Genomic DNA, 22,033 nt, shown 5'->3' with positions numbered 1-22,033 from the left:
ATCCCCATGATCGGTGCCGCTCACAGAAAGCAGTTCCTCATGGACACCATGCTCGCCGGACGCTTCCACGTGGACAGCAAGAAGTTCGCCGTGGAGGAGGTCCCCATCCCCGTACCCGGACCTGGTGAGGTCCTCATCGAGGTGAAGGCCGCAGGCGTCTGCCTTTCCGACGTCCACCTGCTCGACGGCTCCCTGCCTCCGCTCTTCCTGGACTCCGACACGGTCACCGTCGGCCACGAGGTCTCCGGTGTCGTCCACGCCCTCGGCCCCGACCTCAAGCGGGACCTGACCGTCGGCACCCGCGTCACCCTGGAGGCGGGCAAGACGTGCGGCAAGTGCGAGGGCTGTGTGCGCCATCGCGCCTGCGCCCAGGTCCGCACCGCCGGCATCGACTACGACGGCGGCTGGGCCGAGTACATGGTCACCCCCGAGGAGACCGTCGTCCCCATCCCCGACAGCCTGCCCTTCGACCAGGCCGCGATCATCCCCGACGCGGTCTCCACCCCCTACGCCGCCGTCGTCGCCACCGCGGGCGTCCGTCCCGCCCAGTCCGTCGGCATCTGGGGCGTGGGCGGAGTCGGCGCGCACAACGTGCGCCTGGCCCGCCTGGTCGGCGCGGCACCCATCATCGCCGTCGACCCGCTGCCCAGCGCGCGTGAGCGTGCTCTCGCCTTCGGCGCGGACTTCGCCCTGGACCCGGCCGCCCCGGACTTCACCGACCAGGTCCGCGCGGCCACCGGCGGACGCGGCCTCGACTTCGCCTTCGACTGCGCCGGCGTACCCGCCGTCCGCGAGCAGGCCGCCTCCGTCCTCGGCCTGGGCGGCTCCCTGATCCTGGTCGGCATCACCCCCAGGCCGCTGACCATCACCGAGGGCCTGACCTTCAACTACCTGCAGAAGCAAGTCCGCGGCCACTACGGCGGCACGCCCGACGGCGTCTACGAGCTGGTGCAGCTCGCCGCAGGCGGACGCCTCGATCTGGCCCCCTCCATCACGGACCACATCCCGCTCGTCGAGGCGGCCGACGCGGTCAACCGTCTGGAGAACAAGATCGGCGACCCGATCCGCCTCATCCTCGTCCCCTGACGCCGTCAGCGGGATGTGAAGCCACCTCGGGCAGGGGTGAGTGGGCGCCGGTGCGTGAGGGAGCACCGGCGCCCACGGTTTTCCGACAGGCAGAACCCGTGGAAGGACGGAGCCGTGCAGACTCCCGACACCCTGGCTCGCATCCCGCAGCTCAGGGACGCTCACTCCCACCGCAGCCGCATCCTCACCGCCGCCCGGCAGAAACTGCGGGACGACCCCGACGCGAGCCTCGACAGCATCGCTCAGGCAGCCGGCGTCGCCCGGCGCACGCTCTACCACCACTTCTCCAGCCGGCAGGCGCTGATCGCCGAGTTGACACAGGAAGCAGCCCAGGCACTGCAACAGGCGTTCGCCGCAACACGCATCCCGGGCGCTGATCCGCTGGCGGAGATGGCGCGGATGGCCCTGGCGGCATGGGCGGTGGGCGACCAGTACCGCATGCTCGTCTCTCTGGGGCGCCGCGCTGTGGGACGAGAGGCGATCCGCACCACCTTGGCGCCGGCGCGCGAAGAGGCCGTCGCGACCCTACGACGTGGCCAGGACGAAGGCGTGTTCGCGGACCATGTCCCCGCACGTGTCCTCGCCCAGGCACTGGAGGCCCTGATGCTGGCACTGGCCGAGGAGAACACCGAGTCCACGTGGGCGGATCCCAGGGGTGAGGCTGCGGCGACCGCGTTCCTCGTCGCCGCCGGCGTGGCACCGCGGGTCGCTGCGCGCCGGGTTCGGGACCTTCTGCGCGATGCAGAGGTGGGTTGACGGTCAGTCGAGGCCGGGCAGCGGGCGCCGGGTGACCTCGTGCGCGTCGTCTTGGGAGAGGCCGAGCATGCGCAGGACCATCTCGGCCAGTTCGGAGGCGGTCTCGTCGCCGTCGAGGTCGGGGCGGGCCAGCCGTAGCGCCACCAGGGACAGCAGGGTCCCGCCCAGAGCGGACAGGGCCGTGGTCGGGTCGGTGCCGGTGAAGCGCCCGGAGGCGATGCCGCGTTCCAGATCACGAAGCGCTCGGGGGGACAGGCCACGCTCGGAGTGGATGTGGGCCAGGCCGCGGTCCCGCAGGATCCGCATGAGTTCCGGGTGGGAGTCGGCCATCCGCGCGGTGAGCCGGAATCCCGCAGCGACCAGCTCGGCCGGGTCGTCGATCCCTTCCACACGCTCGTCGATGACCTGGCCGAACTCCTCCAGAGCGTCCGTCACCGCGGCGTCGAACAGCTCCGTCTTGGACTCGAAGTGGTTGTAGAAGGAGCCGAAACCGACGTCCGCGCGCTCGGCGATCGCCTGGATGCTGGCGCTGGTGTCCCCGGTCTCAGCGAGGATCTGCCGGGCCGCACGGACGAGTGCCTGACGGGTCTCGGCGCGGCGCCGTTCGAAGCGGTTGCGGGGCGGGGCTGACGTCGGCATACGACCGAGTGTAACAACTGGGCCGATGACACCCGCATGACTGATGATTCCCTCACTTCTTTGGGTTTGCTCTATTGACGATGAGCAGCGGCAAAGTTGATGATTTCCTCATTACGGCAGTGTTGCTTGGAGGGCACCATGTCCCACACCCCCGTTAACAGGGCCGATCTCCAGACGCCCCATCAAGATCTCCACAGTGAGCTGGGCGCCCTGCGCGGTGAGCACCCCGGCCGGTCCCGGAACCCCGTCATCAAGGTGGCGGACCTGGCCTGGCTGGAGTTCGAGAAGCCGGACCTGGACCGGGCCGAGGTGTTCGCCCGGGACTTCGGCTTCCAGATCGCCGCCCGCACCGAACGGGAGCTGTGGCTGCGCGGCACCTTCGCGGGCTCACCGTGCATGGTCATCCGTCGTGGGCAGGCGTCCCGCTTCGTCGGGCCGGCATTCCGCGCGGCCGAACGGGCCGATCTGGACCGGCTGGCCCGCGCGACCGGCAGTGACGTCCGCGACATCGACGTCCCCGGCGGCGGACAAGCGGTCGCCCTGCTCGATCCCTCGGGTTTCCCGGTCCGGGTCGTGCACTGCGCCGAGCAGCTGCCCGCTCTGCCCGAGCAGCAGCCGCTGATCCTCAACACCGGCACCGGGCGTCGCCGTACGAACGCCACCCAGCGACCGCCCCGCGAGCCGTCGCGCATCCAGCGGCTCGGTCACGTGGTGCTGGAGACGCGGGTGTTCCTGCGGGCCCTGAACTGGTACCTGGACACCCTCGGGATGATCGTGTCCGACTTCCTGTTCCTGGACGGGCAGCGCGACCGCGGGCCGACCATGGCGTTCATCCGCTGCGACCAGGGCAGCACGCCCGTGGACCACCACACCCTCGCCCTGCACCTCGGGCCGGGTACCGGATACGTCCACTCCGCCTACCAGGTCACCGACCTCGACTCGATCGCCGCCGGCGGCGAGTACCTCGCCGAGCGCGGCTACCGGCGCAGCTGGGGCATCGGCCGACACATCCAGGGCAGCCAGCTCTTCGACTACTGGCGCGACCCCGACCGCTTCATGCTGGAGCACTTCGCCGACGGCGACCTGTTCTCCCGCGACCTCGAACCCGGCTGGGCGCCGATGTCGGCGAGCGGCCTGGCTCAGTGGGGCCCGCCCGTCACCCGTGACTTCCTCGGCGCCAACCCCTCCCCCGCCAAGCTGCGCGAGGTCGTGACGGCCCTGCGCGGCGACAACGAACTCGACCCCTCACGCCTGCTGGGCCTGATGAAAGCGATGAGCTCATGAGCACCAATGTCCTGCGCACCCCCGACGGCTGGTGGGCCGTCCGGGACGAGCGCGCCGTCCGCGTCGACACCGAGGCGCTCACCACCGCCGAACTGCTCGCCGACCGGGCCGCGGTGCGGGAGGCCGCCGCCTCCGGTGAGGCCGGCACGCCCGTGGCCGACCTGGTGGCGCTGCCCCCGGTCACCACGCCCTGCCGGGTGGTGGCCCAGATGGTCAACTACCGCAGTCACGCCAAGGATTCGGGTTTCACCGGCGACATCCCGCCCACTTTCTTCCGCAAGGCGTCGGGCTCGGTCAGCGGCCCGCATGACACGATCGTCCGCCCGGCGCATGTGAAGTTCCTCGACTACGAGGTGGAACTCGGCCTCGTCATGGGCGCGAGCCTGCCCGTGGGCACCGTCGTCGAAGAGCAGGACCTGCCCCGCTACGTCGCCGGGCTCGTCCTCACCAACGACGTCAGCGCCCGCGATGTGCAGCTGACCAAGACCCAGTTCTACGAGAGCAAGTCGTACCCGACCTTCACGCCGACGGGTCCGTACCTGGCGCTGCTGGAGCCCGAGGACTTCGCCCACCTTCTGAACCTGCGGCTGCGGCTGAATGTCAATGACGCCCCGCGCCAGGACCGCACGCTCGCCGACATGATCGTACGGCCCGCCCAGGCCCTCACCCTGCTCGCCCGCTTCCAGACCCTCGACCCGGGCGACCTGCTGCTCACCGGCACACCCGGCGGCACGGCGCTCAAGGCCCCGCCCAAGCCGGTCGCGAAGATCAGTGCGCTGCTGCCGCCCGCGGTCAGGTGGAAGGCGTTCTTCAAGGGGCAGGCCAAGAACCCCCTCTACCTGCGCGACGGCGACCTCATCACCGCCACGATCGCCACCCCGGACGGGCGGATCGACCTCGGCGCGCAGCGGAACGCCGTGGCGGACGCGAGGTGAGCGCCGCAGCAGCCCGCAGACCGGTGGTGATCATCGGCGCGGGACCGGTCGGGGTCACGGCCGCCCTCCTGCTCGCACGACACGGAGTGCCCAGCCTGCTCCTCGAACGCCACCGGGACATCTACCCCCTGCCACGGGCCGTCGTCGCGGACGACGAGATCTGCCGGATCCTGCAGAGCGTCGGCGTCCACGAGGAGTTCGCCGCCGTCGCCCGCCCGGCACCGGGCCTGCGGCTGCTGGATCCCCGGCGCCGCGTGATCACCGAGTTCCCGCGCTCCCCGCACGGCCACCACGGCTTCGCCCAGACCAACATGTTCGACCAGCCTGAACTGGAACGCCTGCTGCGCGATGCCCTGAAGCGCCGCCCCGAGTGCGAGCTGTGGAGCGGCGCCGAGGCCGTGTCCGTCACGCAGCCCGCCGACGGCACGGCTCCGGTACGGGTGCCCTTCCGCCGCGACGGCAGCGAAGAGGAGGAGCACCTGTGGGCCGACGCCGTCCTCGGCTGCGACGGCGCGGGCAGCATCACCCGGGAGGCCATCGGCGCCGTCTGGGAGGACCTGCACTTCGAGGAGAGCTGGCGGGTCATCGACGTGCGCACCAGCCGCCGGGTGAGCAGTTGGGACGGCGCCGAGCAGATCTGCTGCCCCACCCGTCCGGCCACCTACATGCGGGTCGGCGAGGACCGCTACCGCTGGGAGTTCCGGCTGGACGATGACGAGCGCCTGGACGGCCCGCAGGGGCGGGCACGCCTGCGGGAGCTGGTAGCGCCCTGGGTGGATCTGCCGTCCGACGGGTCGGAGGACGACGACTTCGAGGTGATCCGGCAGGCGCAGTACACCTTCCGGGCCCGCCTCGCCGACCGGTGGCACCGGGGACGCGTCTTCCTGCTGGGCGACGCCGCCCACCTCACCCCACCCTTCATCGGGCAGGGGCTGTGCGCGGGCCTGCGCGATGCCTACAACCTCACCTGGAAACTTGCCCGCGTTCTCCGACAGGGCGCAGGCGACGGGCTGTTGAACACCTACGAACGCGAGCGCAAGCCACACGCCCGCCACCTCATCCGTGTCGCGGTCGCCGTCGGCTGGGCCATGACCGGCGGCCAGGACCGCGGCGCGGCATTCCGCCGGACCGTCATGGGTACGGCCTGCCGCATCCCCGGCGTGACCGCGACCGTCAGCCGCGACCTCAGCCCCGCCCTGACCGCCGGTCCACTCGTACGGCGCCGCCCCCGCCTGACCGGTCGCGGGCTGGCCGGCACCTTCTGCCCCCAACCCTGGGTCCTGCAGGGCGGCAGGCGAGTGCGCCTCGACGACGTCCTCGGCGACTCCTTCGCCGTCCTGACCGCCGTGCCGCCGACCGCGCAGATGACAGGCGTGGCCACGGCACTGGGCGCGCCCACGGTTCACGTCGGCGACCTGGACGAGGGCGGCACCTTGGCCGCCTGGCTGGCCCGCGGCCGCGCCGATGCCGTCCTGCTGCGCCCCGACCGCGTCGTACTGGACACCGTCCCCACAGGCGCCGGCGACTTCACCGACACCGCAGCCTGGGCCCCGCTGCTGCATACCGCCCGCCGCCCCGCCGAAGCCCGGCCCGCCCCCTGACGAGGAGCACCGCACCATGACCACCCCGCGCGCCACTCAGTATCCGGAGCCCTTCCTGCCGCCGGACCCGAAGGCGGCCGCCAACAGCCGCATCGCGGACTTCGCCCGCTGGGCCGCCCGGCACCATCACGCCGAAGGGCTCCAGGACCCCACCGACTACCAGTCCCTGCACCACTGGTCCGTCACCGACCTGGAGAGCTTCTGGGCGGCGGTGTGGAGGTACTTCGACATCGACGCGACCACTCCGTACGAGCGGGTGCTGGACGAGGAGACCATGCCCGGCGCCCGCTGGTTCCCCGGCGCCACCCTCAACTACGCCCACCACGCGCTGCGCAACCTGCATCCGGACGCACCCGCGATCACCGCACTGGACGAGACCGGAGCCAGCTACGAGATCACGGGCAGGGAGCTACGCGCCCAGGTCGCCTCCGTCGCAGCCACCCTGCGCGACCTCGGCGTCGGAACGGGCGACCGGGTGGTCGGCTACCTGCCCAACACCCCCCACGCCGTCATCGCCTTCCTCGCCACCGCCAGCCTGGGCGCGGTGTGGTCCGTGTGCGGCCAGGACTACGCACCCAAGGCCGCCGCCGACCGCTTCGCCCAGCTCGAACCCACCGTGCTCATCACCGCGGACGGCTACCTCTTCAACGGCACCACCCACGACCGCCGCGCAGCCTCACTCGAGCTGGCCGGCGCCCTGCCCACACTCAAGGCCACGGTCCTCGTGAACCACACGGGCCTCGCCCGGCCCGAAACCCGCACCGCAGGACTGACGGTTCCCTGGCAGGACGCGGCCACCCGCGCCGAGTACCTCACCATCACCCCGGTGCCCTTCGACCACCCGCTGTGGATCGTCTTCTCCTCCGGCACCACCGGCCTGCCCAAGGGCATCGTCCACGGGCACGGCGGCGTCCTGCTGGAGCACCTCAAGATCCTCGGCCTGCACTGCGACCTGGGCGTCGGGGACCGCTTGCTGTGGTACACCACGACCCACTGGATGATGTGGAACCTGGTCGTCTCCACCCTGCTGACCGGTGCCACCACCTGCACCTACGACGGCAGCCCCGCGCCGGTGGCGCGCCCGGACGTCCTGTGGGAGCTGGCGGCCCGCCACAAGGTCACCGTCTTCGGCACCAGCCCCCAATACCTGCTGGCCATGGCCAAACTCGGCATCGAAGCTGCCGTGCACGACCTGTCGTCGATCCGCGTCATCGGCTGCACCGGCTCCGCCCTGCCCGCCTCCGCCTACCCCTGGGTCCGCGACCACGTCGGCGCGGGCGTCCAGCTGGCCTCCACCAGCGGCGGCACGGACGTCGTCTCCGGCTTCGCCGGCAGCGCCCCCACCACCCCGGTGTGGGCGGGTGAACTGTCGGCACCCAACCTCGGCGTGGCGCTCGCGGCGTACGACGGCGCGGGCCGGCCGGTCGTCGACCAGGTCGGCGAACTGGTCGTCACCCGGCCCATGCCGTCCATGCCGCTGAACTTCTGGAACGACCCCGACGGCAGCCGCTACCGCGACGCCTACTTCAGCGCCTACCCGGGCGTGTGGCGGCACGGCGACTGGATCACCCACACCTCCCACGGCTCGGTGATCGTGCACGGCCGCTCCGACGCCACGCTCAACCGCAACGGCGTGCGCCTGGGCAGCGCCGACATCCACGACATCGTCGAACACCTCCCTGAGATCGCCGAGGCCCTCGTCATCGGTGCAGAGGAACCCGACGGCGGCTACTGGATGCCGCTCTTCGTGGTCCTCGCCGACGGGACCGTCCTGGACGAGTCCCTGTGCGAGAAGATCCGCGACGCGATCCGCACCGGCGCCTCACCCCGCCATGTCCCCGACGAGATCCTCGCCGTGCCGGCCATCCCGCACACGAAGACCGGCAAGAAGCTCGAGGTCCCCGTCAAGCGCCTCCTCCAGGGCACCCGCGCCGAGCAGGTCCTCAATCCCTCCGCGGTCGACAACCCCGACCTGATCGCCTACTTCGCCGGCCTGGGAGCCGAACGCCGCCGGGCCCGCCGCCCGCACACCCTCGAAGGCGCCTCGTGATCCTCTCCGCCTCACTGACCTGTCTCATCGCGTTGATCTTCGCCCTGCTGGGCGTGGCCAAGATTCTGGCCTTGGGGCCGATGCCCGAGCTGGCCGCCCACGCCGGCTTCACCACCGCGGCCTACCGGGTCATCGGCGCGCTGGAGCTGGCGGGTGCCCTCGGCGTGGCGCTCGGCCCGGTCGTGCCCCTGTGCGGCGGCCTGGCGGGTTCCGGGCTGCTGGTGCTGCTCGCCGGTGCCGTGGCCACGCACGTACGCAAGGGCGACGGGGTGCGCAAGCTCGTCCCCGCGGTGGCGTGCGCGGCCCTGGTCGCCTGGTATCTCGTACTCCTCGCCGAGCTGTGATCCGTTCCGGGGAGGACCGGCGGCCACTCGTCCTGTGAGCGGGCCCACCGGGGGACTGGCAGACTGGGTCTGTGGTTCCGCTGATGGCCGCGGCGGATCAGACCGCGTCCTCATCGCTTACCGGCGCCAGTGTCGTATCAGCCTGCGCACTGTTCTTCACCGTCGCGTCGTTCTGGTGGCTCCACGCCCGACAGGGGCGCCTGAAGGCGTGGGAGCCTCATGTCTTTGCGGCGATCGTCCACGGTTCCACGGCACGTCTACGGCTTCCGCTCATCCTGCACAACACCGGCCCCAAGCCGATCGTCGTGCAGGACCTCATCCTGACCTTCCCTGATGAGCCCGCCTCCCATCTGCCACTGCTGTGGGTGTCCTCCCCGTGCCGCCTCCAGCCGGGGCCGGACGAGGAGACGAAGCTGCCGGCCGGATTCGTCGTGCCCGGCAGAGAAGCGCAACAGCTCTTCATCGAGTTCGAGGCACCGTTCTCCGGATTCATCCCGGAGGCCCGTGACTACAAGGCCCAGATACAGGTGCGAGTCGGCCACCGCAAGGGCTGGCGCCCCCTGCTGACGTTCATCCTGAGGGCCGCCAACATCATCGATCCAGACCGCTACACCGTCTACAACAACGCACCGCTCGAGCTGACGAAGGAAGACCGGAGGAGAGCGGATGCGGCGCTCCTCGAGCTGCTGGAAGAGCACGGGGACGGCTCCCCTCCGGGCGGCAGGAGACAGAAGGACCCTCCGAATGACGAAGGGGACGCCGACACGAGCCGCTGATATCGCCGTCCGTCCTCCTCGGCTTCGATATCGACGTCATGATCACCATTGTCGACGCGCTGCAGGCGTTCGTCCGCGGCTACGCCATCGGCGAGCTCGCCCAGCAGGAAGCCGTCCGACGCTCCGGGGTCGGCATCCAGCAATGGATGGACGCCCATGCGCCCTACCTAGACAAAGTCGTCAAGAGCGGGCGCCATCCACTCCTCGCCAGGGTCGTTCGTGATGCCGAGCTTCCCCACGCTGCCGACAGGGCCGAGCGCGGATTCGAACGGTTCCTCGACGGATGGGAGGCCAACCTCCCGGTCCGGCAGCGTCACTTGCAGGTTCATCGGGGATCCAGACCCCGGCGCCGGCCTCCGCGCGCCGAACCCCCGATGCAGCGCGATGTGACGCCTCGCGGAAGGCCTCACCGAGGCTCCCGAGCGCGCACCGCCACCGCGCACAGCGGGGTGCCTGGCAGCCCGGTCAGTTGCTCGGATGAGAGGCTGCCCAGCCGTGTTCGAGCAGCGCGAAGGCCTCGTCGGCAGCTCGGCGCGGTTCGGCGTGCCGCAGGATGAGGCTGCGGGCCTCAAGGGCGAAACGGGCCAGGGCGGCGCAGCTGACGTCGTCCTCGGGCGCACCCACCGCCTCGGCGACGGCCCTGGCCAGGGCCGCTTCGTGGCGCGTCCACATGCGGTGGGCGTAGTCGCGCAGCGCAGGGGTCTCCTGCACCAGGCGCGTGAAGTCGGCGAACCGCGGGTCCGAGGCATGGACGGCGAGTTGGGCCTGTTTCAGCAGGATGTGCTCGCGCAGAGCCTGTGGGATCGACTGGCCCGGGGGGCGTTCGCGCACGGCGGCGACGAGTGCTGCTTCCAGGTCGTCGTCCTGATCGAAGACCAGGGCTTCCTTGCCGGAGAAGTGCTTGAACAGGGTGGTCACCGAGACGTCTGCGGCGTCGGCGACGTCCTTGACGCCGACCTGGTCGTAACCGCGCTCGAGGAAGAGCTCAAGCGCGGCGTCGGCCAGGGACTGGCGGGTCTGGGCCTTCTTGCGCTCGCGGCGCCCGGTCGGTTCGGTCACTCGCCCACCGTACCCCGAAGTGCAGTCGCTGTAAAAGTTTAGTCATTGCGCTTATTTATCGAGTGTGCTTTCTTGGTGATGCCGGGCCTCCCGGCAACTCACCCACCTCCCGAGGGACACTCCCATGAACTCTGCTCGTGATCCGCGCATCGCGATTGTCGGCGCCGGCCTCGGCGGCCTCACCTGCGCCCGAGTCCTGCAGCAACACGGCCGGTCCGTCACCGTCTTCGAAGGTGAAGCCTCCGCCGACGCCCGACCGCAGGGCGGCACCCTCGACATGCATCCCGACACCGGCCAGGCCGCCCTGCGGGCGGCAGGGGTCCTCGACCGGTTCCACGCCCTCGCCCGCCCCGAAGGAGACGAGTGGCGCGTGCTCGACTGTGCCACCGCCGCCCTCCTGGCGCAGCAGGGGCCGTCCGCCGACGGCGGCCGGCCGGAGATCGACCGAGGCCAACTCCGTGGCCTGCTCCTGGACTCGATCACCGAGGGCACGGTGCGGTGGGACCGCGCCGTCACCGGCGTCGCCCCGCTGGCGGACGGCACCTGCCGGCTGCTGTTCGGTGACGGCACCGCCGAGGACTTCGACCTGGTGGTCGGCGCCGACGGCGCCTGGTCACGCGTGCGCCCGGCTCTGTCGCCCGCCGTACCCGGCTACACCGGCGTCACCTTCGTCGAGACCGGGTTCGACGACTGCGATACCCGCCATCGCGACCTCGCGCGGCTGGTCGGCAACGGATCGATGCTGGCGAAGGGCGCCGGCAGGTCCCTGGTCGCCCAACGCAACAGCAACGGCCACATCCGCGCCTACATCGCCCTCCGCGCGCCCAGGGACTGGCATGAGGCCGCCGGTGTCGACCTCGGCGACCAGCGGGCCGTGCGGACATATCTGTTGAGGTTGTTCGACGACTGGGACGAGAGCCTGCGCTACATCCTGCGCCACAGCGACCACGGGTTCATCCACCGGTCCCTGTTCGTCCTGCCCGCCCCGCACACCTGGGATAACGTTCCCGGCGTCACGCTGCTCGGCGACGCCGCGCACCTGATGCCTCCGGTCGGGCTGGGCGCCAACCTCGCCATGCTCGACGGCGCCGACCTCGCCCACGCACTGGTCACCGAGTCCAGCGTCGACGACGCCGTCCGCGCCTACGAGGGCATCATGCTGCCGCGTTCGATCGAGGCCGCGACGGGGAGTGCGAAAGGACTCGACCACCTCGTTCCCGCGACGGCCTCCTGAAGCGACTTGTATCCGACCGACTGACCGAGCAGGGCAAACAGGTCAGCGATCGTGAGCCGCAGGCGTCGCTCCGGCCACCCCACGGCCTGCGCAGCATGGGGGTGGACGGCCAGGAGACCGTCAAGACGTTCGTGTCCTGCCTTCTCGGCAAGCTCGGGCTTCGCGGCCCCGTTCACCTCGGTCGTGTACGCCTACCGCCGGGGACTGAAGATCTGATACGGGTCCGCACGGCGGCCGGCCGTGCGGCATCGAGGTGGCCGCCTGGACGTATGGGTGAAGCAGCCGGCCGGCGCCGGCTACGACGACGCTCCGCCCATGGCCAGCGCGGTTCGCGCCAGCCCGCGCAGCCAAGCGTGGGCGTGGTCGGTGTCGTAGCGCTGATGCCACGACAGGTATATGGGCGCCGACGGCAGTTCGAGCGGGAGAGGGAGCACGACCAGGCCGAGGTCGGCAACCGCGGACCGCGCGGTGGCTTCAGGGACGCTGATCAGGAGATCGGAGCCGCGCGCGAACTCCAGCGCGGCAGCTTCCGTGGGTGCGGTCGCCACCACGCGGCGGGTGAGACCGAGCCGCGCGAGGGCGTCGTCGAGGGCATTGCTGAGGTTTCCACGTCGCGAGACGGTGACGTGCTCAGCGGCGGCGTACCGCTTCGCGGTGACGGTCCTGACACGAGTGAGCGGGTGCCCCTGCCTCACCACGATGACGAGGCGGGTCTCGCCCACCTTCTCGGCACGAACGTCCGGTGCGCCCGGCCGGTTGGCGTTCGCCTCCAGGTCGACCTCTCCACGCCGCAACTCGGGGGTGTCAATGCTCGATTCCGCGACGAAGCGCAACCGCACGCCCGGCGCCTGTCCGCGCACGGCCGAGAGCAGCGCGGGGCCGCCCAAGGCGACCAGGGAATCGTGCCAGCGGAGTGTGAAGGTGCGCTCCAACGTTGCCAGATCGAGTTCACGGCTCGGTGCCAGCACCCCCTGGACCTGGTGCAGCAGCTCGTGCACCTGTTCCCGGACGGCGATCGCATACGGCGTCGGGGTCATCGTGCGGCCGGTGCGCACCAGGATCTGGTCCCCGGTCGTGCGACGGATTCGGCCCAGACTCCGGCTCATCGCGGGGGCGGTGACATGCATGCGTGCGGCCGCCCCGGCGACACTTCCCTCCTCCAGCAGCGCGTCGAGCGCGGCCAGCAGATTCAAATCCAATTGCATGAGAGTAATCCTAGCCGTGCCTGACATGCATTTGAAGTTAATCAAGGGGCTGTATACCTTCGAGACCAGAGCGCTGAACGAAGCGCACAGTTCGACTCGAACGGCCTCATCACCCCCTATTCACAAGGGAATTCACCATGTCCGAAACGCTTCAGACCACTGACGTCGCCGCCCTCGACGCCGACCTGCTCGCCCAGACTGCGAACGCCGTGCGTGAGGCCGGTTCGGCGCTGCGCGAGCGCTTCGGCGAGGTGGTCCGCTACCAGACCCGCGAAGAGCTGATGCGCGCCCTCGCCTTCAACGACGACAGGGCCCTCGACATCCTGCGCCCCCGCCTCACGCGCCTGCGCCCGGACGCCGGGTGGGTGGAGGACGAGCTGGACGGCGGGGCGCTGCCGCCCGGCGAATGGTGGGTCGTGGATCCGGCCGAAGGCAACGTCAACCACCTGCACGCCCTGCCGGAGTGGGCGGTGACCGCCACCCTCGTGCGCGACAACCGGCCCGTGCTCACCGCGGTCCACCTGCCGTTGACCGGCGAGACCTACACCGCGCTCACCGGCGCGGGCGCCCACCTCGACGGCCGGCCGCTGCGCGTCTCCCAGAGCACGGACCTCGGCCTGAGCATCGTGGCCACCAGCCAGGCCCGGCCGGACGAGGACGAGAAGGTCGTGCGGCGCGTCGGCTCCTCGATCACCGCGATGCTCTTCGACGCGCTCGTCGTGCGCACCGCCGTGCCCGCGACCCTGCACCTGGCCAATGTGGCCGCCGGCCGCGTCGACGCCTTCTGGCAGTTCGCCGGCGCCCGCGCGGACCTGCTCCCCGGCGCGCTGCTCGTCACCGAGGCCGGCGGACAGATCTCCGACGCCCGGGGCCGCCCCTGGACCCCGCAGAGCGAAAGCCTCCTGGCCGCCGCCCCCGGCATCCATGCCCAGGCCGTCGCCACGCTCTCCCGCTGACCGCGCACCACGACCCGCACCCACGAAAAGGGCCACATCACCATGACCACGATCGCAGTACTCGGAAACGGCCGCGTCGGCGGCAACCTGGCCACAGCCCTCACCCGGGCAGGGCATGAGGTGACCGTCGCGGACCGCACGCCGGGCGCCGCCGCCGACGCTGCCCGGACAGCCCGGATCGTCATCAACGCCACCCCGGGAGCCGGCTCGCTGGACCGGCTCGCCGCCCTACGGGGGGAACTACGCGGCAAGATCCTCGTCGACGTCTCCAACGCCACCGTCGACGGACCGGACGGACTGCCCGCCGACCTGATCCACCCCGGCTCAAGCCTTGCCGAGCAACTCCAGGACGCCCTCCCCGAAACCCACATCGTCAAGACTCTCAACACCATGCTCTTCCCGGTGATGACCGCGCCGGCCACGCTCACCCAGCCACCGACCGCGTTCCTCTCCGGTGACGACCCGCAGGCCAAGCAGACCGTCCGTGAACTGCTCACCGACCTCGGCTGGCACAACAAGTGGGTCATCGACCTCGGCGGAATCCAGACCGCCCGCGCCACCGAGGCCGCGATACTTTTCGTCCCGCACGTGATGCGGTCCAGCGGATTCGCACCCTTCGCGATCTCGATCGCCCGCTGATCCGCACTCAGTGCACCGCTCCCTGCGGGCCCACATCCAGAACGGATACGACAGCGCAGCCAGGGCCGGCGATTCAGCGCCGGACGGCATCACGCTGCCGCTGCTCCACTCCTGCGCCCTGTAGAGATGGGAACAGTCATTCCAATCCGTGTCGCTTCGCCAGCTCCAGGAAGGTCCTCATCATGTCCCTCGACCCCCAGATCGATGCCCTGCTCGAGAAGTTGGCCGAAGGAGGCGAACCGGCACCGGAGAGTCGAACGGTCGCGGAGAACCGCGACCTCGTGAGCAGCTTCTCCACCCTCGCGGGCGACGTCGAGCCCGTCGGCAGCGTGCACAATGCAGTGGCCACCGCCGAAGGACTCGAGGTCCCCATCCGCATCTACGCCCCCGCCACCTTCCCGCGCTCCGGGCCGCGGCCCGTGACGGTCTTCTTCCACGGCGGCGGATGGGTGCTCGGAGACCTGGACAGCCAGGACCACATCGCCCGCATCATGGCCAACCGCTCCGGCACGATCGTGGTCTCCGTCGACTACCGGCTCGCGCCCGAACACCGCTTCCCGGCAGGGATCGAAGACGCCTACGCCGCCCTGACATGGGTCGCGGCCAACGCCGGAAGTTTCGGCGGCGACGGGCAAAGCATTGCGGTGTTCGGCGAGAGCGCCGGCGGCAACCTCGCCGCAGCCCTCGCGCAGGAAGCGCAGCGGCGCGGGGGACCTCACATCGCACTGCAGGTACTGGCGTACCCAGCGGTCGACCGGTTCGACGACAGCCCCTCCATGTATCAGAACATGGCCGGACCGGTGCTGAGCCGCAGCTGGCTCGAATGGTTCTGGGGCCTCTACCTCAACACGCCCGACGAAGGCGCCGACCCGCGCGTCTCGCCGGCGCGCTCCGACGACCTGGCCGGGCTTCCTCCCGCCGTCATCGTCACCGCCGAACACGATCCGTTGCGGGACCAGGGCGACCGGTACGCGCAGAAGCTCGCCGACGCCGGCGTGGCGGTCACGCACCTCCCGGTCAAGGGTGCCACCCACGCCTTCTTCTCGTTCACCGGGTCGGTGCAGCTTTCACGGGACGTCTTGAATCAGCTCGGAGATGCCGTGGCCACGGCGTTCAACGACTGACCCGCCCACCGTTGTGACGATCATCAGGCAGCGGCTGAGTGAGCTACGACGGCGTGCCTTTGCGGGGCGCACCGGTGAGATCGAGCTGTTCCGGTCGCTGCTGGGCGCAGGAGGCGTGCTTTTTCTTCACGGTCCCGGCGGCATTGGCAAGAGCGCACTGTTGGATGTCCTGGCCGATGTCGCCGTGACTGCGGGCGCCGATCCGATCACGATCGACGGCCGCCACGTGCCGCCGGTCCCAAGTTCCCTTGAAGCGCATTCCATCGGCAGCCGGGCGGTGCTGCTCCTCGACACCTACGAGCTGCTCGCCCCGATCGACGACTGGGTACGGGACGAGTTCCTGCCCGCGCTGCCCGCCGACGCGGTCGTGGTCATCGCGGCACGACGACCGCCCTCGTCGCCATGGTTGGCCGACCCCGCCTGGCGCGAGCTGATCCGGGTCGTCGCGCTGCGCAACCTCGCGCCGCGCGACGGCCGCGCCTACCTGGCGGGACAGAACGTCCCCGCCGAGTTCCACGAGCACCTGCTCGACATCAGCCACGGCCACCCACTCACCCTGTCCATGCTCGTGGACGCGGTGCGGCGGGGCGGTGGCGTACTGCCGCGCACGCTCGGGGACCTGCCCGACGTGGTGCGCGGTTTGCTGACCCGCACCCTGGACGAGGTGCCGGGTCCGCGCCATCGGCTTGCGTTGGAAGTCTGCGCGCACGCCAACGTCGTCACCGAGACCGTCCTGCGATCCGTGCTTGGCGACAACGCCGGGGAGCTGTTCACGTGGCTGCGCACGTTGTCGTTCGTCGAGGAGGGTCCGTACGGTCTGTTCCTGCACGACATGGTCCGCGACGTCCTTGACGCCGACCTGCGGTGGCGCGACCCGGAGCGTTACGCCGAGGTGCATCACCAGGTGCGGGCCGACTTGGTCGCGCGGATCCGCTCGGCGCCGGACGCACGGGAGCAGCAACGGCTCCTGGCCGACGCCATCGTCGTGACCTGCCCGCGGACCAGGCTCGCGGCATACGTCGCGGCCGCACGGCCGGTCGATCACCATATCGATGCGCTGCGGCCGGAAGACACGGCCCCGATCATTGAGATGACGACCCGGGTTCAGGGGGCGGAACAGGCCGAGCTGGTGGCGTACTGGATGCGGCGCCAGCCCGGAGCCTTCCGGGTCTTTCGCGGACGGGCCGGGGAGCCGCAAGGCTTCGGTGCCTGCCTCGACCTGTGCGCCGAGGACTTGGGGGTGGATCCGGGTGTCGACAGCATGTGGCAGTACACCCGGCGGCACGGCGCGGCACGCCCCGGCGAGCACGTGCGGGCCTGGCGGTTCTTCCTCGACCGTGACCGTGGGCAGGCGTCCTCGCCGTCGCTGACTCTGTTCGCCGTGTGCCAGGTCCTCGACATCCTCACTCGTGATGGTTCGGCCTGGACGTTGGTGGGGGCGTACGCGGATGCCGGGTTGTGGGGGCCGACACTCGGTTATCTGGACTTCTGGGCGGCAGCCGAGGCTGCGTACACGATCGGGGATACCACCTTCCCGGTCTTCGTCCACGACTGGCGGCGCACGGGCCTCGCCGAGTGGCTCGAGCTCATCGCGGCCCGCGAGGTGGGTGCCCCGGCCCGGCCGGCGGAGGAGCAGTCGGCCGAACTCGTTCTCTCCCAGGTCGAGTTCGCCGAGGCGGTCCGCACGGCGCTGCGCGATCTGCACGTGCCGCAGGCTCTGGGGCGCAATCCGCTGATGCGGTCGCGCGTCGTTCGGTCATCTGCCGCGGGACTCGGCGAACTCCTCGCGATGGCCGCCGAGCCGTTGCGGGCCGACCGCCGCGGCCTGTTCGAGGTGGTCGACCGCACCTTTCTGCACCCGGCCGGCCCGCAGGAGGGCGTGGCCCAGTCGCTGCACCTGTCCTTCAGCACCTACCGCCGGCACCGGGATGCGGCCGTGACTCACATCGTGGACTGGATGTGGGAACGCGAGGTCTACGGACACTCGGTGGACACCGGTTGACCTGTTTCTGGGCAGCAGGGTGCGTCGAGCATCACGTCTCATGCAAAACGAAAACGCAGTCGTCCTCGGTGCCGGCTTCGCCGGTCTCCTCACCGCCGGAGTGCTCACCAAGTTCTACCGGCGGGTCACGGTCGTCGACCAGGACCCGGCCCCCAGCCAATACCGCCGGGGCGTCCCTCAGGGCCGGCACGCCCACAACCTGCTTCCGGCCGGGGCGCGAGTCGTCGACGAGATCTTTCCCGGTCTGGTCGACGAGATGAGCGCCGATGGCGCGGTTCTGGCGGATGTGCTGTCGGACTACCGCTTCCACCTCGGCGGGAAGGAACTGCCGCGGGTGCCGGTCGGTGCGCACGCCGTCCACGCCACCCGGCCGTTCTACGAGCGCCACTTGCGCCGGCGGCTGGTCGCCCAGGGCGGCCTGCGGATGGTGTTCGGCGCCGACGTGGTCGGGCTGATCGGCGATGACCGGCGGATCACCGGCGTACGCATCCTGCCGCAGGAGCCCAGCAGCAGCGAAGAGATGTTGAACGCCGACCTGGTGGTCGATGCGATGGGCCGGGGCAGCCGCACGCCGGTCTGGCTCGAGCAACTCGGATACGAACGTCCGGCCGAACAACGCGTCAACGTCGACGTCGCCTACGCCAGCCGACTTGTCCGGCTCCCGCCCGAGCCCGACCGGGCGCTGCTCATCGGCGGCGATGTCAAGGCCGACGGCCGCGGGCTGCTGTTGCTGGCGGTCGAGGAGGGCCAGCACGTACTGACCGTCACCGGGGTGGGTCCTGCCGCGCGTCCACCGACCGACGAGGCCGGATTCGCGGAGTTTGTTGCCGCGGCGGCCCCGGATGACGTGGTCTCGGCGCTGAGGACCGCCGAGGCGCTCAGCGACGTCGTTGCGTACCGCTATCCCGCGTGCCGGTGGCGACGGTACGACCAGCTCGCCGGCTTTCCGGACGGGCTGGTCGTCGTCGGGGACGCTCTGTGCTCGTTGAGCCCGGTCAACGCGCAGGGCCTGACGGTGGCGGCGCTGGAGGCCCGCGCGCTGGCCGACACGCTCTCAGCCGGCCGGCGCGACGTCGCCGCGAACTTCTTCACCCGGGCGACGCGTATTCTGACCGCGCCGTGGGGGATGGCCGGCGAGCCGGCGCAACCTGCGCATCTGACGCAGAAGTTGCAGGGCGCCATGATGAGCCGGCTGATGGCCGCCGCGGCTACCGACGGTACAGTCGCGGCCCAGCTCATCCGGGTCTTGGCCCTCCTCGATCCGCCGTCGAGGCTGATGCGGCCGGCTGTGCTCGGGCGAGCGTTGTTCCGGCGGCACGAGTCCGGGGAAGGGTGATGGGCAGCACTCTCGATGCAGGCCCAGGGGCGGGCCCCAGCTGATCTGAGGGCTTGGGCAGGGCCTCGCTCGTACCGAAGCAGTCACGAAGGACCTGTCGAGATCATCGGCGCGCGAGCGAGACGATTCCGGCGGAGACCTGCAATCCACCTTCTCGGGCCGGCCGCAGACAGCCGGAGCAGGAAATCGACGGTGCCGGATCAACGCGCGGCCCCACCGAACCGGAAAGTGGCCCCTCACAAGGGGCCACTTTCCGGTTCACGGAGGTCAGCGCTTGAAGGCGTCCTTGGCCTTTTCCTTGGCTTCGCGGGCGTCCCCGGTGCTCTTCTCTGCCTGACCTCCGGCGGCCATACGGTCGTTGCCGATGGCGCTTCCCAGAGCCTCCTTGGCCTTGCCCTTGGCCTGCTCGGTCTTCGCCTTCGCCTTCTCGTTGGCAGTCATAGGAACAACGCCTCCTCGTAGCTTCGGGACCGCAGTCGCGGTAACCCGCTCGTGCCCCTGCCTCCCCTTGATAAACAAGGTGCCGATCTCGAATATTGAAGAAAAGGCAGGGAAGACGGGCGGGCAGGAGGTCGATAACTATGGTTCCCCTGCTTCTGGTCCTGCTTCTCGCAGTCATCCTTTTCGGTGCCGGTTTCGCTGTCAAGATCCTTTGGTGGGTGGCCCTCGCCGTCCTGGTCGTGTGGCTGCTCGGTTTCGTCATGCGATCCACCAGTGCCGGTGGTGGTCGCGGCCGCTGGTATCGATGGTGACCTGATCACCCAGCACGCCCGCAGGGCCCATACCGTCGCGGTATGGGCCCTGCGGGCGTGCTGGGCGGTGTGGCGGGCGAAGAGCTGTTTGCCGGTGAGGACGTCGGCGGCTGCGAACTCCCGGCCGACGTCGGTGACGGCGATGTCGGCGCCGTCGACCTGGGCGAGTTCGGGCAAGACGGCGGCGTCGACCAGAGGCAGCAGGTCGTCGATCTCGAGGCACAGCTCGTCGGAGATCTCCGCCAGGCCGTCCCGTCCGCCGCGCGCGACGAGTATCTCCAGCAGGCCGGCGAGTCCGCCGACGTCGAAAGGGCGTCCTCGTCGCTACGACGGCGGCTCGGGCGCCACTGCCACGCGGAATGCCCGAGCCGCCGTACAGGCGCGGGAGCGGGTCGGCACGGGGGGAACCGGACCGCTCCTGCGTACGGCGCCTGCGTGCCTCCCCATGAGAGCAGGCGCCCTGACCCACATGATCGGGTCACTTTGTCCAGCGAGCCGCGCGCCAAAAGTGTCACCAGCAGCAGGGGGGCATCACGGAGTCAACACTTTTGCAAAGGAGGTCACTTGAGACCACTACGTCGTAGACGCGATCGATACGCATCTCCTGGCGGCACAGTGGAGCTGGTGGGAACCGGCAGCGATGCACAACTCCGCGACGTGTCCTGACAAATGGCACGCCATCACAACCGGACAGGCGCCTGTCAAAGGGAGTCTCACCCTCGAACGCGGCCCTCGCGGGGCAGGTACGCTAAGGCCGCTGCGGCATCCTTCCACCTTCGTCCGTGCTCCCGCGGTGAGTCATGGCCTGCCGCGATCAAGACGTCTTCGGGCATGAGGAAGAGACACGGTGCTGATAGCGGACCGATACCGGCTGGGGGACGCCCTCGGGCGCGGAGCGATGGGGGAGGTCTGGCGCGCCTTCGACGAGACGTTGAGCAGACCGGTAGCCGTGAAACTGTTGCTCCCCCAGGATGCCGACCCCACTGCGGCCTCCCGCTTCCGCCTGGAGGCGCAGACCGCCGGGCGCCTCAGCCACCCGCACGTCGTCGGTGTCCGTGACTTCGGCGAGTACGAGAACCGGCTGTTCCTGGTGATGGACCTGGTCGAGGGCGGCAGCCTCGCCGGGCTGCTCGCCGCTCAGAGAACACTCTCCGCCGAGCAGGTGGCCCGTATCGCCGCCGAGGCCGCGGACGGACTCGCCGCCGCCCACCGCCGGGGCATCGTCCACCGGGACATCAAGCCCGCCAACCTCCTGCTGGACGCGGACGGCACCCTGAAGATCGGTGACTTCGGCATCGCCCGCTTCCTCGACGACCCCGGTAACGCCCTCACCGCCACCGGACAGATCGTCGGCACCAGCCTCTACCTCGCGCCCGAACGCGCCTTGGGCCGCACCGCCGGTCCGGCCTCCGACGTGTACTCCCTGGGTTGTGTGCTGTACCAACTCCTCACCGGAAGGCCGCCGTTCCAGGCGGACTCCGCGCTCGCAGTGCTGCATCAGCACCTCGACGCCGTCCCTCCAACGCCCCGGCAACTCGGCGTCAGCCTCCCACCCGCCTTCCAGAACTACCTGCTCGGTATGTTGGCCAAGGAGCCCCAGGAACGGCCCACGGCAGAGGATGTGGCGGCCTGGTTCGCAAGCGGGGCCTGGCTCGGTGCCCCGGAAGCCCTGCCACAGGAACACCAGGACCACACTCGCCGGGACGCGCGTCCCGGCACCGGGTCGAGGGTCACCGGGCCCGCGATGCCTCCGCCCACCGCACCCACCAAAGGCACCATCGTCCCAGCGGCGGACACCGAATGGAGGACGAGTGTGCACCGAGCGGCGCCACGTCGCCCTCGCCTGCCGTTCCTCCGCCGCTCCGGACTCGTGGCCGCGCTGGGCGCCGCCGCCCTGTTCGCCGTGGCACTCCTCATCGGCATGGCCTGGTTCTCACCCGACACCGGCTCGGCGCAGGATCCGCAGGCCGATCCGTCCACCACCACCACCACCAGCCCGACCACGCCCGTCTCCTCGTCCCCCGCAGCACCGGGACTCTCCGCCTCTCCCTCACAGCCTGCCGCCCAGGAGACACTGAAGCCGGCCGGCAACGCCGAACCGAAGCCCAAGAAGCCTGACAAGCACGGCGGCAAGGCAAATCACTGACGAGATCCGGGGTGGTTCCCCCCGGCACACACTCCCCCTCCCGGCCCAGGCCCGCAGAACATGTTCAGACCCAGCTCATGGACCACCCTGAATCTGACCCCGGCCGACC

The 22,033-nt window shown here is 70.3% G+C and carries 21 protein-coding genes and 1 pseudogene; 16 read left to right on the top strand and 6 right to left on the bottom strand.

The window, feature by feature from the left end; genetic code table 11:
• Window positions 1–39 precede the first annotated feature (39 nt).
• Complete coding sequence (locus GQF42_RS33905; RefSeq protein ID WP_158926344.1) at window positions 40–1,086, top strand: zinc-binding dehydrogenase; 1,047 nt, start codon at window positions 40–42, stop codon at window positions 1,084–1,086.
• A gap of 114 nt (window positions 1,087–1,200) precedes the next feature.
• Window positions 1,201–1,842, top strand: a complete 642-nt coding sequence (locus tag GQF42_RS33900) for a TetR/AcrR family transcriptional regulator (protein WP_199272889.1) — start codon at window positions 1,201–1,203, stop codon at window positions 1,840–1,842.
• 3 nt (window positions 1,843–1,845) lie between these two features.
• Here the strand turns inward: GQF42_RS33900 and GQF42_RS33895 are convergent, their stop codons facing one another.
• Window positions 1,846–2,481, bottom strand: coding sequence for a TetR/AcrR family transcriptional regulator (locus GQF42_RS33895; RefSeq protein WP_158926342.1), 636 nt, complete (start codon window positions 2,479–2,481; stop codon window positions 1,846–1,848).
• A gap of 138 nt (window positions 2,482–2,619) precedes the next feature.
• Here GQF42_RS33895 and GQF42_RS33890 point away from each other — a divergent pair, with 138 nt between their 5' ends.
• The 6 genes from GQF42_RS33890 (at window position 2,620) to GQF42_RS33865 (ending at window position 9,471) form a co-directional block, all read left to right on the top strand.
• On the top strand, window positions 2,620–3,765 hold the full coding sequence (locus tag GQF42_RS33890; RefSeq protein WP_158926340.1) for a VOC family protein: 1,146 nt from the start codon (window positions 2,620–2,622) through the stop codon (window positions 3,763–3,765).
• Entirely contained in the window at window positions 3,762–4,700 is a 939-nt protein-coding gene (locus GQF42_RS33885) for a fumarylacetoacetate hydrolase family protein (protein ID WP_158926338.1), read from the top strand. The genes GQF42_RS33890 and GQF42_RS33885 overlap by 4 nt, the downstream gene beginning before the upstream one ends.
• A complete protein-coding gene (gene mhpA, locus GQF42_RS33880) occupies window positions 4,697–6,301 on the top strand; it encodes a bifunctional 3-(3-hydroxy-phenyl)propionate/3-hydroxycinnamic acid hydroxylase MhpA (protein WP_158926336.1) in 1,605 nt (534 codons plus the stop codon). Before GQF42_RS33885 ends, mhpA begins: the two co-directional genes overlap by 4 nt.
• A gap of 16 nt (window positions 6,302–6,317) precedes the next feature.
• Entirely contained in the window at window positions 6,318–8,351 is a 2,034-nt protein-coding gene (locus tag GQF42_RS33875; protein ID WP_158926334.1) for an acetoacetate--CoA ligase, read from the top strand.
• The gene (locus tag GQF42_RS33870) at window positions 8,348–8,695 is read left to right on the top strand and encodes a DoxX family protein (RefSeq protein ID WP_158926332.1); all 348 of its coding nucleotides are present in this window, start codon (window positions 8,348–8,350) and stop codon (window positions 8,693–8,695) included. Before GQF42_RS33875 ends, GQF42_RS33870 begins: the two co-directional genes overlap by 4 nt.
• A 71-nt stretch (window positions 8,696–8,766) precedes the next feature.
• The gene (locus tag GQF42_RS33865) at window positions 8,767–9,471 is read left to right on the top strand and encodes a hypothetical protein (protein ID WP_158926330.1); all 705 of its coding nucleotides are present in this window, start codon (window positions 8,767–8,769) and stop codon (window positions 9,469–9,471) included.
• Between the two features lie 167 nt (window positions 9,472–9,638).
• On the opposite strand, the gene GQF42_RS33860 is transcribed toward GQF42_RS33865, so the two are convergent.
• On the bottom strand, window positions 9,639–9,800 hold the full coding sequence (locus GQF42_RS33860) for a hypothetical protein (protein ID WP_158926328.1): 162 nt from the start codon (window positions 9,798–9,800) through the stop codon (window positions 9,639–9,641).
• A gap of 136 nt (window positions 9,801–9,936) precedes the next feature.
• Window positions 9,937–10,530 carry a TetR/AcrR family transcriptional regulator gene (locus GQF42_RS33855; protein WP_158926326.1) on the bottom strand — a complete coding sequence of 198 codons (594 nt, stop codon included), beginning with the start codon at window positions 10,528–10,530 and terminating at the stop codon, window positions 9,937–9,939.
• A gap of 124 nt (window positions 10,531–10,654) precedes the next feature.
• Between GQF42_RS33855 and GQF42_RS33850 the strand changes: the two genes are divergently transcribed.
• Complete coding sequence (locus GQF42_RS33850; protein WP_158926324.1) at window positions 10,655–11,764, top strand: FAD-dependent oxidoreductase; 1,110 nt, start codon at window positions 10,655–10,657, stop codon at window positions 11,762–11,764.
• A gap of 296 nt (window positions 11,765–12,060) precedes the next feature.
• Here the strand turns inward: GQF42_RS33850 and GQF42_RS33845 are convergent, their stop codons facing one another.
• Window positions 12,061–12,969: a LysR family transcriptional regulator gene (locus GQF42_RS33845; RefSeq protein WP_158926322.1), complete on the bottom strand. Its 909-nt coding sequence runs from the start codon at window positions 12,967–12,969 to the stop codon at window positions 12,061–12,063.
• Between the two features lie 137 nt (window positions 12,970–13,106).
• Here GQF42_RS33845 and GQF42_RS33840 point away from each other — a divergent pair, with 137 nt between their 5' ends.
• The 5 genes from GQF42_RS33840 (at window position 13,107) to GQF42_RS33820 (ending at window position 19,026) form a co-directional block, all read left to right on the top strand.
• The gene (locus tag GQF42_RS33840) at window positions 13,107–13,925 is read left to right on the top strand and encodes an inositol monophosphatase family protein (RefSeq protein ID WP_158926320.1); all 819 of its coding nucleotides are present in this window, start codon (window positions 13,107–13,109) and stop codon (window positions 13,923–13,925) included.
• Between the two features lie 42 nt (window positions 13,926–13,967).
• Entirely contained in the window at window positions 13,968–14,564 is a 597-nt protein-coding gene (locus GQF42_RS33835) for an NADPH-dependent F420 reductase (RefSeq protein WP_158926318.1), read from the top strand.
• A gap of 182 nt (window positions 14,565–14,746) precedes the next feature.
• Entirely contained in the window at window positions 14,747–15,688 is a 942-nt protein-coding gene (locus GQF42_RS33830; RefSeq protein ID WP_158926316.1) for an alpha/beta hydrolase, read from the top strand.
• A 115-nt stretch (window positions 15,689–15,803) separates the two neighbouring features.
• Entirely contained in the window at window positions 15,804–17,690 is a 1,887-nt protein-coding gene (locus GQF42_RS33825) for an ATP-binding protein (protein WP_158926314.1), read from the top strand.
• Between the two features lie 40 nt (window positions 17,691–17,730).
• Window positions 17,731–19,026, top strand: coding sequence for an FAD-dependent oxidoreductase (locus GQF42_RS33820; RefSeq protein WP_267906185.1), 1,296 nt, complete (start codon window positions 17,731–17,733; stop codon window positions 19,024–19,026).
• A 267-nt stretch (window positions 19,027–19,293) separates the two neighbouring features.
• On the opposite strand, the gene GQF42_RS33815 is transcribed toward GQF42_RS33820, so the two are convergent.
• Window positions 19,294–19,467 carry a CsbD family protein gene (locus GQF42_RS33815; protein WP_158926310.1) on the bottom strand — a complete coding sequence of 58 codons (174 nt, stop codon included), beginning with the start codon at window positions 19,465–19,467 and terminating at the stop codon, window positions 19,294–19,296.
• Between the two features lie 140 nt (window positions 19,468–19,607).
• Between GQF42_RS33815 and GQF42_RS33810 the strand changes: the two genes are divergently transcribed.
• Complete coding sequence (locus GQF42_RS33810; RefSeq protein ID WP_055495969.1) at window positions 19,608–19,778, top strand: hypothetical protein; 171 nt, start codon at window positions 19,608–19,610, stop codon at window positions 19,776–19,778.
• A 51-nt stretch (window positions 19,779–19,829) separates the two neighbouring features.
• Here the strand turns inward: GQF42_RS33810 and GQF42_RS47760 are convergent.
• A pseudogene (locus GQF42_RS47760) lies at window positions 19,830–20,015 on the bottom strand (AAA-associated domain-containing protein); the annotation flags it as partial.
• Window positions 20,016–20,625: 610 nt separating this feature from the next.
• On the opposite strand from GQF42_RS47760, the gene GQF42_RS33800 reads away from it, so the two are divergent.
• Window positions 20,626–21,924 carry a serine/threonine-protein kinase gene (locus tag GQF42_RS33800; protein WP_158926309.1) on the top strand — a complete coding sequence of 433 codons (1,299 nt, stop codon included), beginning with the start codon at window positions 20,626–20,628 and terminating at the stop codon, window positions 21,922–21,924.
• Window positions 21,925–22,033: the final 109 nt, after the last annotated feature.

This window comes from Streptomyces broussonetiae, from assembly GCF_009796285.1.
GTDB classification, from domain to species: domain Bacteria; phylum Actinomycetota; class Actinomycetes; order Streptomycetales; family Streptomycetaceae; genus Streptomyces; species Streptomyces broussonetiae.
This window is presented reverse-complemented; position numbering and strand designations above follow the sequence as displayed.